This window comes from Algoriphagus sp. 4150, assembly GCF_031457395.1.
In the GTDB taxonomy this organism is placed as follows: domain Bacteria; phylum Bacteroidota; class Bacteroidia; order Cytophagales; family Cyclobacteriaceae; genus Algoriphagus.
Map to the genome: position 1 here is coordinate 34,065 of NZ_JAVDWS010000018.1, position 13,735 is coordinate 47,799.

A 13,735-nucleotide genomic window follows, 5' to 3' on the forward strand; every position below is an offset into this window, starting at 1 on the left:
ATTACAAATTGTCAAGAATATTATGGGGAACTGCAAATTCCACCCAGCGCCAAATTAAACTTCAAAGGTATAGGCCAGATATTAAACCTAGGGGGTGAGGATATGACAAGTCGTAATGAATCAGCCCTCCGCATTGGGCTGATGTTGAGCTGGGCAATTTTTGACAACTGTATTGGAGCAGGAAATCCAAAATTTATTCAAAACCAATTATAATTTGACTACTTCAAGAGGGCTGGGTACGCATTAATTAACAATAAATGATGTTTGGAAACTTTAAATCAGCAGACCAATTGGCAATTCATTTTTCAGATATTGAGGGAGATGGTAAGAATTGGACTGTAAGAATATTGGTTCCGGCAATGAGGATAATATTATAGAAATTCCTCTTCCTTTCGAATACCCGAATGAATCCGATAGCCGCATTGAAGAATTTTTGATTAAAAACAATTTATTTAGTTACTTACTTGTAAATTTTGGTTGAGGGAGGTTTTTCGTTTAATCGATTAATAAAATGAATCAAATGGTTTAAAATATTTTTTTATGAAGGTTCCTGTATCAATAAGAATCTACTTTCGAGTTGACAGAAATAAATTGTCTAGAAATAATATTGGACTTCACGTTTTGGATAAATGAGATATGTTATCATTAAAGGAACATATTAATCGAATTAGACAGGAGGAATGGGATTATTACTCTGAAATTGGCGGTAAGAACTTGCAAAACCCGTTCACAGGAAAAATCGATCATTTTGAATTTCTTAGGCAGTTTTTCAGTCGTTCGGGCAAAAGTCAGGTTTTGGAGATAATGGATTTTTTACCCAATGGAAAATTGGATAATAATCGGACAAAGCATACTAATTCAATTTTTTTTCTTGGAATTTTACTCTACGAAAGAACAAATTTAAGAAGCCCGTTTTTCGAGGAAGAAAACGCCTCCGAATATCGGAGATTTCCGTTTTTGTGGTTTTTAGCCTGTCTTTTTCATGACTTTGGATTTACAATCGAGAATGACAGGAAATCCATTTATGGGATTAAGAATATAGCGGATTTAAAACGCAAATACAATATTCAAAACTGTTTATTGGATACTAATCCCCGGAATGTTAATGAAACCTTGTTCTCTTTGATCGAGCCTTATTTTGACTTTAGACTGAAGGAGCATACTGTGATTGATCATGGTATTTTTGCAGGACTCTTCTTTTACGATAGGCTGAAAAAGATCAGGGAAAATAAGTTTAATCAAAGGGATACAGACCATTTTTGGAATCAGGAATTGGAGGAACAGTATGCCCAGGTTGCCAGTGCAATTGCAACCCATAATATGTGGTTACCGGGTGAGGAGAATTTTGATCTTTACAGAAGTTATGAACTGAACAGGTTGATTGATGATTTTAAACCCGTAAAGTTTAATGATTTTCCGCTTTTGTTTTTGTTGGGGATTGTTGACACAATTGATCCGATGAAATTATATCAGCAGAAAGGTTTCTCGCCGGATGAAATTTTGAGAAGTGTTTACATTGAATTTAATGGAGAATCCATTACTGTCATGAATGGTCAAAAATCCAGATTGGATTTTAAATTATTAATTCAGAAGGCCAATACGTTGAAAGGCTGGATAAAAGCAGATGTTGAATTCAGGGATAGTGTAATTGAAATAAAATTAATTCAATAATTTTTTTGTAAAACTTTATAGAGCTCTAGCGTTATGGATGGACATGAATCAAATGAAAATGGGTTTGTAATTGAATCCATCGGGCTGTGTTTCAGTGGCGGTGGCTACAGGGCAGCATCGTTCACTTTAGGAGTACTCTCTTATTTGGATGAAATTCAGTATAGAGGGGAAAATTTGTTGAGTAAAGTAATTATTATCAGTTCTGTAAGTGGTGGTTCGATAACAGCAGGCACCTATGCTGCCTCTGCCTCCAAGAGTGAGGATTTTTCTGAATATTATAATAGGATTTACAAATTCCTTAAGGAGGATAAACTAGCTGATAAGGCACTCGAAATTTTTGCCAGTGAGAAAGAATGGGGTAATACGGATAGGTCAAGAACATTGATTAATGCTTTCTCAAAGGTTTATGAGAAAGAACTGGTGTCTGATTCGTTTGATATTTTGAAAAAAGAAAAACTGGCTAATTCAAGCCTAAAATATCTTTGTTTAAACGCTACTGAGCTTTCACGGGGAATTGCTTTCAGATTCCAGAATTTTGGTGTTTTCGGAAACTATTATTATAAAATAAACAAGAGACTCCAGAAAAAAATTAAACTAGCTGATGCAATTGCAGCTTCATCCTGTTTTCCATTAGGGTTTGAGCCTAAAGTATTTCCCCACGATTTTTTTGATGATCATAAATTTGAAGCTTTTCAGGATTATTTATCCAAAATAAATCCTGAGATAGGCATTGGACTTATGGATGGAGGAATAGTCGATAATCAAGGGATAGGCAGTGTTATTAATGCCATTAAACCAACCTCAAAAAAAAAAACCATCGATCTTTTGATTATAAATGATGTTGGAAGTGCTATTATGGAAAAATGGGTGCCTTCAGAGATCAAAAAAACCAATTCTGTTTTTAAGTTTATCTCTTCTAGTCCGGATTTTTTCAAAATTATTCCATTTGCTTTTTTGGTTAACTTGGGTTATATCCCTGTTATTTATCTTTTTTATAAGCATTGCTCCAGTCAATTTGAATTTGGAGTAAGAACTTTTGAACATTTGTTTTATTTATCCTTAATCTCATTTGGTGTACTATTGTCTTTAAGTGTTCTTTCAGGTGTTTATCTGTATTTTTCGGTAAAACTACGAAAGTGTTTCAGGAATTTTAAAGAAAAAAATCATAAAGCGTTTCCAAAAAGTCTATGGACTTTACCGAAATCCTTGAGTCAATTTCCATTGGGTGATTTGCAAAAATCCACAATGGATAGAGTAAGTTCCTTTTCACTGATTTTAAATGAGATCTTTTTAAGACAACTGAGAAGAGTGAATTTACAGTTTGTTTACAAAGACGAAAACCTTAAGAATAAACTGATAACTTCAACTGTTTACCAGCTTTCTTCTAATCGTAAGAACATGGATTTTGACTTGGGAGAGGAGAAATATCATTTATCTGTTCCAAAAACAATAAATGATGTTTCCGATATTTCGTCTGCGATGAAAACCACATTGTGGTGGAGTGCGGAGGATGTTTCTATAAATAGGTTGGATAACTTAATTGCCTGCGGGCAATTTACAACCTGTTATAATCTGATTCAGTATTTAAACAAGATTGATGTTGAGCGCAAGAATTCCGATATTTTGAAACTTGAGAAAAATTTGCGGAATGATTGGGATCAGTTTAAGTTGAATCCGCTTTTTTGTGTGAAAAATTAAGCCTTGATGTTCATTTTTAAACCATATTAATTCAATGTGACAAAGTCTGACTTAGTTCTTTTGTTTTAATGATGACTGGGGTTGGCCGAAGGAGCTAAGGTGGTGTGATCTAAATCTTATTCCCTTATGGATATTCCAGAGCATATGGATCCCTCTAATCGGAAGTTTTGGTTTTTAGGCAGACATTTTCTATTTCGGCTAACTATGATCCCATGGCCGGGAAACCTAAGTCTAGGAGTCAGATAAAACAAACGATGCTACTTCACTGCTAGGGAAAAGAGTCAAAACAATCACCCGCATTTCAGATCTGGTACTGGACCGGATGACCCACTTTCTACTTCTAGCTGAAAAAGGGTGCAGTGAGATACAGAAAATTCTGCTGACCGACCAAAAAACACAGCATTTATTTCACTTTTTCTTTCATTTTCATGAAACATACCCTGTACAGGGTATGTTTTCCTATCTTTTTATTCACTTTCTTGCCACTGCTCTTTACCATCAGAAAGCGCAGCCAACTTTTATCATCCTTCCGGGCTTAAATCCGGAGAACCTTTCAATCTAGTGGAAGCACTAGCTTGAATTATACAGCTCACGATCGCCCTCTCTCTTTAGGAGAGGGTTGGGATGTGGTAGATAAACCAATTACAAATTGGTATGGATATCTGGCTGGAATTACAAATTCCATCCAGTCATCACGAACATTGTGACTACGCTGAGAGGGGGATAGATCGGCAAAAGGAAGTCCAATTTCAAAGAGGAAGAAACCCGAAAATATAGGTTTGAGAAAAAGAGAATGACACTATGATGAAGTTGACCGGTTACATCAAAACAAAATTCTAATTCATTAAGTGCAAGGCAAAATACTAATTGCCTTGCTGCCGAGTTCCCGTTGGAGTATGCCCTTCTATTGCTCCCCTAAAAACATTATTTATAAGCCAAAAGGTGTCGTTAACTCTCCCATCTAGCATTCCTCTATCACCTTGGCCTTCGCCTCTTTTATTACGCCACATCTCCAATCTTTTAATCAGGTCATTAAAAATAAACTTGCGATTGGTTCGTAATGTATCCGAATTGTTAAAGGTTGAGAAATGTAGTCCCCAGTAAATATATAATGGCAACGTACCATCCTCTATAGCCTCCTTACTGGCGGCATGAAAAGCGTCTATAATGTTGGAATAGAAAACTTGATCATAAAAAGTTTCAGCTAAGCGTAAAGCTTTATCATTTGGCACAGAGGTGAGAGTACCGATATATCCTCGTGCCCCACCTGAAAGAAAACTTGTTGAAACGTTCATCCACGACCAACAAGTATTGTTAAAAATCAGTGGTGGATGGTTATCACTGGCCATTTGATCGAAATTAGCCAAATAATTAAAATCGGTACATTTTATAGCGTTTGCATTTGGCACCTTATGAACTCTGTATTTATTGACAACTTTTTTTCGTTCATATGCTAATCTGATTGCATCTACTATGCCTGAGTACAATTCATGAGGATATCCCTTGTCATCTAGTTCTTGGCTGCGCCAGGTCAACCCGTCAAGTTTTTTGAAATAATAAAGACTCTCAACGGAATGCATGTCCACATAAGGCGTTAAAGCGATACTTAACACAAAGTCAAACTCTACTGAATGATTCTTATCGTCTGCGCCTCGAAAGCGGACTTCGCATCGAGTACCGCTCACATTTCCGCCGTGGCTACATATATGTAGCAAGTCAAAAGGGTAGCATTCAACTGAATTTTTGAGATTATAATTTGTAGCTGCTTTGCCTGTCAGCTTTCGTATGTAGTAGTTTTTAAACTCTAGCAGGTTTATGAGTTTTTCGGTTTCTTCATCGCGAAAGAATACCGGTGAAAAAACTACAGCTGAACCAGATCTTTTATTAAGTTCATATTTAAAAGCATTATGGATAAAAAAATCTGGCTGGTATTCCAAGTTCACATAGCACACCGGGATAGTATGGACACTTAAAGAATAAGGCAGGCCTTCCGTAAAAAAGGTGGCATATTTAAATTGATCGAAATTAATCTCGCCAATTCTTGAATTAATTTTATCTCGCAAGTTATTTAGCGCGCTTTGATCACCACCATCCCAAACCTCTAGCAACTGCAACACCAGCTCCTTTTCATTTTCAGCTAATTCCTCAACAATCACCACCTTTGCCCCGATGCTTACGGCATAATTTACAGCAATTGTTGTTTCAGCTGTAGAACTGCGCTCAATTACTACTATCCCATCAAATCCTTTTTGCTGCTCATCCAACGTTTCATTTTGAGGACCTATTTGTAATAAACAATTGCGCTGTAGGGCTAAGGTTAGTCCCTCATAACATTGTTCTGCTGAATATACCAGTGGAGCCTTCTTATCATAAGCGAAGCCTCCGAGGTAACCATCTAGTTGATCCGCAGACTCGATATGCATCACATTGTAATGCATTAGGTAATCAAGATAACTGAGTTGGTTTTCCGTAAGACCAAGCAGCACCAAATTATCACAACCACCATTATGAATAATGGCATTATTGAGTAATATCGCAAAATGTTCTGCACGATGTCGCTGGATTAAATATATGTCAGGTTCAGAAACAGGAGTATTTGCCGGTATATCTACATCAGGAAACGCAAAGATTGGCAAATACCTTCCGGGCTCAAAAAAATAGGAAATGGCAGCAGCAGCAAATTCTGATTCACTTCGATTAACAACGATAATGAAATCCTTCCGAAGTTCTGGTGCATTAAATTTGACCATAATGATTCTGTAAGTTGAATAATATGAAGAAATGATACTCTAAATCTTAATAAGAGCAATAGTGAATTTGTTTTACAAACAAAGATCATTTGATTCTTACCTGCCTCTACTTGATTATATACAAGTTTCGGTAAACTCTGTCGTTTTTTATCAACACCTACACTCGCTTCTGTCCACATAGGTCTTATTGCCATTACTGTTGATATAGTAGCATCCGCCTTGCGGGCCTAAGTGCAATGATTTGCCATTGTGGTAGCATCGGTTATTTGGGGAATAATCCTCATCGTTTCCCCCACCACAGCTGAAGAGCATAAGAATCAGCGCAAAACCCAAGATTTTAATTTTCATAGTATTTAAATTTATTTCATTTTCGCTTGAATCACTCCACCACCTCATTCGAGATCAACTTCCCTGAGCGATATACTATGAGTGCGTGCCTTGTCTCCTCATTTACCCTTACTTCCACTGTGATATTTTCACCGATTTGGTTGAGCAGCTTGAGTGAAGTGGTACAGCCTTCACAGCTGCTGAGATTGAAGAAATCCAATGTATTGATCGTCCAGGATGTGCAGGCAGAATAGTCAAACCCGCCCACGCTATTCTGCCCCACTTGCAAATAAAAATCCTCATGGAAATACAAAATATTGCTGCGTGGAGAGCTCGGAGCTCTGCAATCCCATACAATGCTTTCTTTAAGATCCGTACTGAGGTACTGGGTGGTGTTTTTCCCATAGGCACTGACTATTCCGGTGTGCTCCAGTAGAAATCCGCCTTTCCATCTTCTGGCAAATTCCATGAGCATCCCCTCATTCTTGGGAAGGTAGGAGGTATGGCTTTTTAACTCATAGGTATTCAATAGAATTCTTAAAATGCTCTTAGAGACCGGTGCATCCGCTGCCTGATTTGATTTCTCCTGACCATGTATTTGGATCAGCTCAAAACCTGAAGCTTGGTAGCTGTGGCTTGCAGGGGTATAATAAGCAGACGGAATTACTGATTCAGGATCCAGATCCAGCAGGTATTCGGCAGTTTTTTGATTAGGAGATGCAAAGAGTCCCATCCAGAACTGTCCCCGGGTTTTGCCATAGAGATAGGTGTTTTGGGATATGCCATGCTCATAGAGCCTAAGATATTCCAGCTCCTTAGCATCTATCTGGGCACCATACACCGTCAATAAACTGTCTCTTTCCGTGATCAGCGGGTCTTTGGGTTCATCGGGCTTAGGAGATTCCGAACAGGATACCAGCGAAGATAGGGCAAGGGGAATCAGAAAAATCGCAAAAAGCCTTAGAAAAATCTGCATTACACAAGATAGGTAGTAAAAATTATGGAATAATACCCTATACACGGTATTTTTTTATTATCGATAATCTCCTTTCTTGCAGTAACCTTTTAGTAATTGCACTGAGAGCAGCTTGAATAACTTCTGAAATAATGATAGATGCATTTTTGTTTTAAAAAACTGGAGGAATACAGGAAGTTGTCTTGAATCTTAAAAATTAACAAAAAGTCGTTATTCTATAAATGGAAAAGTGGGAAATGATAATTGCTTACTTGCAGCTTTCTGCGGTATGGGTTCAAGTAATCATAGCTTTTATTGCGGTTTTTGCTGGTTTGAAGTATTTAGATCAACATAAAAAAAAGGTGAGGATAGAACGAAATGCATTGTGGGTAGAAAAGATTATTCAAACCTATTTTGAAATTGAGTTACTCGGACACGATGTCATTGCGGTCAATTCTTCCTTTAATACAGTTGTAGCTAAATTATATGGAAAAGAAGCTACTGATCTACCTCCTTTACTGAGAGAATCATTTGTGAAATTCACTCTAATTAAGAACGAATATATGAACAAAAAGAACCAGTTTCGAACTATGTTTTCTAGTATTGCAGTGCCAATTGACTTTTTGAGAGACGATCAAGCTGAAGAAATTCATACACAAACTATATCTCTTTTTATTTCTATATTTACTTCCATTGATATTAACTTATCTAAGTTAAGTTCATCAACAAAGTCATCCTTGAGTCATCTGGAATCTCAAGATTTTGACGATTATATACGCAAAATTTATAACGAAACAATAAGGGAGTTGCCTAGGAACTTTACTGATATTGATAATTTGTTAATCTTGAATTATCATACAAAGACGAAAGAACTTCGGGAATATCTAATCAAAAAATACATTCCCTAATCCTGTTGGATATTCCGGAGTATGCTGACCCCTCTGATCTAGGGTCTTGGTTTTTTAGCAGACATTTTCGATCACCGCTAACTATCAATTACCTAGCTGGAAAACCCAAGCCCATGAGTCAGATAAAGAAAATGACGGGTAGGAAAAGGCCCCAAACCCATCTCCCTCATCGCAGATCAAAAACAGGATCCTATACCCCGCTTTCTACTTCTAGCTGTAAATGGGTGCAGTGAGAGGTAGATAATTCTGCTGATCAACTGAAAAACACTGCATTTATTTCACATTTTCTCTCCTTTTTATGAAAAATACCCAGTACAGGGTATGTTCTGGTAACTTTTTATTCCCTTTCTTGTCACTGTTCTTTATCCCCAGAAAGCACAACCAACTTTTATAGCACCCGCCCGGGCATAAATCCGGAAACTCACTCTTCACTTACGCTAACCCGGATGTATAAGCTCTTCCATGGCTTGCTTTTTACGATTATATTCCTGTTTGCTGTCCAACTGCAGGCACAGACAGTCTTCATCACCAAGACAGGAGCGAGGTTCCATAAGGAATCCTGCCGCTACGCCAAAACAGGCTGGGCTTCGGATCTGGCAGCTGCCAAAAAGAAAGGCTTGACTGCCTGCTTGGTATGCAAGCCTTCCAGTATAGAAACGGGCGAAGCCAAACCAATTCCGCTAGCATCAGAACCAAAAACCATAGAACCAAGCAAAGAAACCAAACCAGCTCAGGCAACTTCCACTCAATGCAGTGCCACCACCAAAGCCGGATCCAGATGCTCAAGGAAATCTGCTGCCGGGAGTAGCTATTGCTGGCAGCATGATGGGTAATGATAGTTACATTAAAGATTACAAAACTATTGAAATGAAGATTTTCCTAACTCTAGTACTGTTTTCATATTCTACATATGCCTTTTCTCAGGCTCCAATAGGGCAAATTGTTGTGAAAACATCAGGTGCCAAGCTTACCGTTGCTGAGGCTCCAAATTCTGCGGAATTACTGAAATTGACTAAGGGTGATACACTGTCTCTGTTAGGTATAGTTTTTCCTTCTGGAAGTAGTTCCCACAGAATGAAAACTGAGTTCCAAGGACAGATTGGGTTTGTTTCAGAGTATTTCCTTCAACCTACTTTTACTTCTTCTGCAGGAGTATCGACGACCAAAAGCTTATTGGATGAGACAAAGAGAATCAAAAGGCTTGAGATGGATTCAATCGCAAAAGTAAAAAAGTCAATAATGTCTCAAGAAATGGCTGAATACATGGCAAAATTTGAAATTGACGAAGAAGAGCAAATAAGGATAAATGACAGTATTGCTGACGCCATGCTGGCAAATATCAAGGCCAAAAATAGAGCTGCGGTTGAAAGCGACCAGCGTTTAAGACGGGAAAAATATATTAAAAAATATGGAACTGAAGTCGGTGAAAAAATCGCCAAACGAACCATATGGATAGGAATGACGGAAGAAATGCTAATTGATAGCTGGGGTAATCCTAAGGATATAAACAGTACAGTAACACGATATAGTCATAGAAAACAGTATGTCTATTCTTCTAACCAATATGTATATGTGGAAAATGGTGTGGTGGATGCCTGGCAAGACTAATTGGTTATTTGAATTATATGATTTGGGAAGAGTTTGGGAAGAGAGTATATTTTAATTAAATGAAATATGAGCTTTATAGGAAGTTTGGCCAAAGGCTTTGTGAGATCAGCAGTGAATCAAGTTGGCAGAGATGGGGGTAAAGTAATCAGTAATAGTGTTTACCAAAACCGTCATGCTACTCCAATTAGAATAGTAGGTTCTATAAATCAGGCGTCAATAAATTCCCCGTCATCCGAATATGCAATCAATAGCCGCCAAGATTTGGTGGAAGCAAGATTTCAGCCCGAGCTCTTAGAGTCAAGTGCAGTCTTATACGTTTTTATTGCCATCGGTAGTATAATATTGCCCATAGTTGGGCCAGTTTATTGGCTATACGTTTCTTATCGAAACTTCTTTAAGAAATACACTAAGTTCTATCGTTTTTCTCAGCAACCTGTTTATGTAAGGGATAGGCGATTTAAAACAGGTCAGCGTCATGACGGCTACACAAGGGTCAAGGAGTATTCTGCTGTGGCAGCGAAGCCTACTTCTAGTGAGCGTCGGACATTTATTATTAAAGGGATAATTGCACTATTACTGGCAGTTGTAGTCACTTCATTTCATTACTCATGGTATTTCGCGGAAAGTGAACCGACAATTGAAGCAACTGTTGACGCTCAGCCAGCCATAGGCTTGGTAAAAGCTGAGCATGGATTAAATCTACGCGCCTTAGCTTCTAGCAATGGGGAAGTATTGGCATCAATTCCCAAAGACGCTACTGTTGAAATTATCACTCAAGATGGCCCTGAAGAGACCATTGGCACCAAAACAGCCAATTGGATACAGGTCAAATACGGAGAAAAGCTAGGATGGGTATGGGGTGGATTTATAGAAATTGATTCAAGTGCAGAGAATTAGAAATGGATTTCTAATCAAGGGAATTTAAGTGTAACCAACAAAAACTACAAAATGGATTTTTTTACAACTGGAGATCTGGACTACTTTGCTTCCTTAGTAGGCACCAAATTTGAAAAAGACGAGCCGTCGGCTAAAATAATCCGCCATAATTTAAGGGAGAAGGGAGTATTTGCTAAAACTGCTCATTGGGCAAAACTATGTTCTGACCACGGAAATTCTATTGAAACTTCTTTTTACTGGCAAATGTCTGGTAAAATAAGAAGGTACTCCTGGGCTAGAGTTTTTTTAAGGGGTTATGAAGATACTAAAGTGTTCTTTACCGTAGGTGTTGGTACTGGTAAGGATGAAGATGGAAAAATCACTGCAACTATCGACTATAAATTGGATTGTAGGAGAGATAAACTAGCCAAACATCAAGTTGGCTTGTTCGATAAGTTTTTAATTGATCAACTTGGAAAGTATCCATGGATTACTATTTCCGGAGCAGAAGCTGACAATTATGATTGGGACAGACTTCTACTGGATACATTGGCTTTTATGGAGGGGCATGAGGATTGGTACAAAGCCTGTGTAAACCTAATCTGGCCAAATGGAGTAGGGATTGAACCAAAGATAGCCCGCTTATGCTGGAATACGAATAACTGGAAAAAGCCTTCTGGCCCATCTGGAAAGAGTACAAGTGTTGCAAATGCTTTTGAGAAAGAGAAGGGATATGGGTATGAAGAGTGGCTATTTGATACCGATAAACAAATTGACGGATATCACTATGGCTTCATCCAAGCATTTAATAAAGGAAAACATCAAGGCAAGTCTTACGATGTTGAGCTTTACTCTTTAAAAAATGATTCGCAAAATCGGACCATGGAATACTATTGGGTTGCTCATATACCACAACTGGAAGTTCTAAATACAGAGCAAATCCAAAGGGCAATTGATATCTACAAAGATAAAGGCTGGTATGAGGAGATGCTTGCCCAGCTGAAGGAAATAGGAGTTGATGGGTTTAACTTTGATCCGATTCCAGAAGAATATATTTTCAATGTCAGGTTTAAAGTAAAAGAAGATTCATTCAAGTTGTTTGATCCTCCCATGCGGATTTTGGATCCTGTGACAGAAATAGGGAAGAATAAGCATTATGTATTACTCAATAAGGCAAACCATACTTCAATCAAACCGGAAAAAGTAGGCAAATATGAATTTAAGGAAGGTCATAATCCAACCAAGAAAGGGTCACTAAACGTTATTCCGAGTGGGAGAGAATACACGAAGAATTTGCTTCACGAAGAAATTAAAGAAACGGTCTATCAACTATTTAAGACCAAGTTTAAGGAAACGGATGTAAAAGTAGGAACTGAAGTACCGTCTGGATTTGGAAAAGAAATTGATTTGGTTGTAAAGGATGGGTCGGATGGAGATACCTTTTATGAGATAAAAACCAGTATTAACCCACTTGGCTGCATTAGGGAAGCATTAGGTCAAGTTTTGGAATATTGCTATTACCATGAAAATAGAAATGCCAATAAATTAGTGATTATTGCTCCGGGGCCTCCCAGCGAAATGCAAAAATCCTATTTAGCTCACTTAAGGCAAGAACTGGGCATTGAACTTTACTACCAACGATTTAATGTGGAAAACCAAGTTTTGGAGAAGGAATGGTAATTGTGTGGTTGTTCTGTTTTTAAGTCTAAAAATCTGACAGTCCCAGTCCCATTTTTTACAAAAGGCAACCTACCCAATCCCCAAAATCGTATCTTTAGAGACTAGACTATGATCGCTTTCGAAAATAAACCACAGATAGGACAGGGGATATACACCCTGCGCGATGCGGCTACCATCCTGCATCTGCCTTATGCTAAAGTGCATAGATATGTGACCAAGTACTGGGATGGGCAACTGGGAGAGGAGTTTCAGTCCCAGTATTCTTGGCTGATAGATGGATCTAGAGCCGTCAGTTTCCATACTGTTGTGGAACTTTATGTCATGATCCAATTGGCCGATAAAGGAGTGAAGACAGCTGAAGTGCTCAAAGCTCACAAGAAGCTAGGTGAGTTTTATGACACCCATTTCCCCTTTGCACAGAAGCAGGTACTCCAGGAAATCAAAACTGACGGCAAACTAATCTACTGGAATAATGGGGAGGATGTAATTTCTCTAAATGGCTCAGATCAATTCAACTTAGAGATTATTTCCGTTTTCTTCAAGAAGCTTGACTTTGGTGAGGAAGACGTAGTATCCAAGCTATGGCCTATGGGAAAGGAACATGCCATCGTTATAGACCCAAGTAGGAAGTTCGGCCATCCTATTATTGATGGAAAGAATATCTATCCAGAGACTATTTTTGAGCATTTTCAGGCAGGCGATCCTATTGCCTACATTGCTCATATTTATAAAATTACGGAGAAAGAAGCGGAGGATGCCATAGCATTTTGTAAGAATGCAGCATGATAATCTTCACGGATGAAAATATCCCTCCTCATTTAGCTCCTGGATTTCAGATGATCCAAGGTCCAGAATCTTTGAAAACGGGGATCCCATTAGAAGTCCAACATCTACCGGATTATTTCGGATATGGTAGCAAAGATAAAGACTGGATTCCTGAGATGGGGAAGTTAAAATCCTGTGTAATTACCAGAGACCTCCATCTCAATCGCCGCAAACATGAAATTTCACTACTGAGAGAATATAAGCTGGGAATTTTCTTTCTGAAGGCCCAGACCAAGAAATCAGGTCTTAACGTTTGGCAAATGGTGGAAATGCTGGCCCGATCTTGGCCGGAAATAGCTAAGCTTGCTGTAGAAGAAAATCGACCATTTGGGTATGAGATATTTACTAATGGGAAATTGAAGAAGATTTTTTAGAAATTGAATCATGGAGTTAAAAGAGCTTAGACAGAAAATAAAGGATGCTCCTAGTAGTGAATT

Annotated in this window: 12 protein-coding genes; 9 read left to right on the top strand and 3 right to left on the bottom strand. The window is 38.2% G+C overall.

Annotated features, from left to right (window positions below; genetic code table 11):
• Positions 1-636: 636 nt before the first annotated feature.
• Positions 637-1,671, top strand: a complete 1,035-nt coding sequence (locus J2X69_RS19150; RefSeq protein WP_310106990.1) for a hypothetical protein — start codon at positions 637-639, stop codon at positions 1,669-1,671.
• A gap of 33 nt (positions 1,672-1,704) precedes the next feature.
• Positions 1,705-3,369 (top strand): patatin-like phospholipase family protein, encoded by a 1,665-nt coding sequence (locus tag J2X69_RS19155; protein WP_310106991.1) that lies wholly within the window; start codon positions 1,705-1,707, stop codon positions 3,367-3,369.
• Between the two features lie 863 nt (positions 3,370-4,232).
• Here the strand turns inward: J2X69_RS19155 and J2X69_RS19160 are convergent.
• The 3 genes from J2X69_RS19160 to J2X69_RS19170 all read right to left on the bottom strand — a co-directional run bounded on the left by J2X69_RS19160 (position 4,233) and on the right by J2X69_RS19170 (position 7,422).
• A complete protein-coding gene (locus J2X69_RS19160) occupies positions 4,233-6,119 on the bottom strand; it encodes a hypothetical protein (protein ID WP_310106992.1) in 1,887 nt (628 codons plus the stop codon).
• 150 nt (positions 6,120-6,269) lie between these two features.
• On the bottom strand, positions 6,270-6,467 hold the full coding sequence (locus J2X69_RS19165) for a hypothetical protein (RefSeq protein WP_310106993.1): 198 nt from the start codon (positions 6,465-6,467) through the stop codon (positions 6,270-6,272).
• Positions 6,468-6,498: 31 nt separating this feature from the next.
• Entirely contained in the window at positions 6,499-7,422 is a 924-nt protein-coding gene (locus tag J2X69_RS19170) for a hypothetical protein (RefSeq protein ID WP_310106995.1), read from the bottom strand.
• A gap of 221 nt (positions 7,423-7,643) precedes the next feature.
• Between J2X69_RS19170 and J2X69_RS19175 the strand changes: the two genes are divergently transcribed.
• The 7 genes from J2X69_RS19175 (at position 7,644) to J2X69_RS19205 (ending at position 13,672) form a co-directional block, all read left to right on the top strand.
• On the top strand, positions 7,644-8,309 hold the full coding sequence (locus tag J2X69_RS19175; RefSeq protein WP_310106997.1) for a hypothetical protein: 666 nt from the start codon (positions 7,644-7,646) through the stop codon (positions 8,307-8,309).
• Positions 8,310-8,755: 446 nt separating this feature from the next.
• Positions 8,756-9,142 (top strand): hypothetical protein, encoded by a 387-nt coding sequence (locus J2X69_RS19180; RefSeq protein ID WP_310106999.1) that lies wholly within the window; start codon positions 8,756-8,758, stop codon positions 9,140-9,142.
• A 34-nt stretch (positions 9,143-9,176) separates the two neighbouring features.
• Entirely contained in the window at positions 9,177-9,917 is a 741-nt protein-coding gene (locus J2X69_RS19185) for a hypothetical protein (RefSeq protein WP_310107000.1), read from the top strand.
• Positions 9,918-9,983: 66 nt separating this feature from the next.
• A complete protein-coding gene (locus J2X69_RS19190; protein WP_310107002.1) occupies positions 9,984-10,814 on the top strand; it encodes an SH3 domain-containing protein in 831 nt (276 codons plus the stop codon).
• A 51-nt stretch (positions 10,815-10,865) separates the two neighbouring features.
• Positions 10,866-12,473, top strand: a complete 1,608-nt coding sequence (locus tag J2X69_RS19195) for a hypothetical protein (protein WP_310107005.1) — start codon at positions 10,866-10,868, stop codon at positions 12,471-12,473.
• Between the two features lie 108 nt (positions 12,474-12,581).
• Complete coding sequence (locus J2X69_RS19200) at positions 12,582-13,259, top strand: DUF433 domain-containing protein (RefSeq protein WP_310107008.1); 678 nt, start codon at positions 12,582-12,584, stop codon at positions 13,257-13,259.
• Positions 13,256-13,672 (top strand): hypothetical protein, encoded by a 417-nt coding sequence (locus J2X69_RS19205; protein WP_310107011.1) that lies wholly within the window; start codon positions 13,256-13,258, stop codon positions 13,670-13,672. Before J2X69_RS19200 ends, J2X69_RS19205 begins: the two co-directional genes overlap by 4 nt.
• Positions 13,673-13,735: the final 63 nt, after the last annotated feature.

What these genes read in the sequence shown, in the direction of transcription:
- J2X69_RS19185 (WP_310107000.1), top strand. Translation starts at nt 9,177, where the DNA reads ATGAAGATTTTCCTAACTCTAGTACTGTTTTCATATTCTACATATGCC.
- J2X69_RS19160 (WP_310106992.1), bottom strand. Translation starts at nt 6,119, where the DNA reads ATGGTCAAATTTAATGCACCAGAACTTCGGAAGGATTTCATTATCGTT.
- J2X69_RS19150 (WP_310106990.1), top strand. Translation starts at nt 637, where the DNA reads ATGTTATCATTAAAGGAACATATTAATCGAATTAGACAGGAGGAATGG.
- J2X69_RS19195 (WP_310107005.1), top strand. Translation starts at nt 10,866, where the DNA reads ATGGATTTTTTTACAACTGGAGATCTGGACTACTTTGCTTCCTTAGTA.
- J2X69_RS19200 (WP_310107008.1), top strand. Translation starts at nt 12,582, where the DNA reads ATGATCGCTTTCGAAAATAAACCACAGATAGGACAGGGGATATACACC.
- J2X69_RS19190 (WP_310107002.1), top strand. Translation starts at nt 9,984, where the DNA reads ATGAGCTTTATAGGAAGTTTGGCCAAAGGCTTTGTGAGATCAGCAGTG.
- J2X69_RS19180 (WP_310106999.1), top strand. Translation starts at nt 8,756, where the DNA reads ATGTATAAGCTCTTCCATGGCTTGCTTTTTACGATTATATTCCTGTTT.
- J2X69_RS19155 (WP_310106991.1), top strand. Translation starts at nt 1,705, where the DNA reads ATGGATGGACATGAATCAAATGAAAATGGGTTTGTAATTGAATCCATC.
- J2X69_RS19170 (WP_310106995.1), bottom strand. Translation starts at nt 7,422, where the DNA reads ATGCAGATTTTTCTAAGGCTTTTTGCGATTTTTCTGATTCCCCTTGCC.
- J2X69_RS19175 (WP_310106997.1), top strand. Translation starts at nt 7,644, where the DNA reads ATGGAAAAGTGGGAAATGATAATTGCTTACTTGCAGCTTTCTGCGGTA.
- J2X69_RS19205 (WP_310107011.1), top strand. Translation starts at nt 13,256, where the DNA reads ATGATAATCTTCACGGATGAAAATATCCCTCCTCATTTAGCTCCTGGA.
- J2X69_RS19165 (WP_310106993.1), bottom strand. Translation starts at nt 6,467, where the DNA reads ATGAAAATTAAAATCTTGGGTTTTGCGCTGATTCTTATGCTCTTCAGC.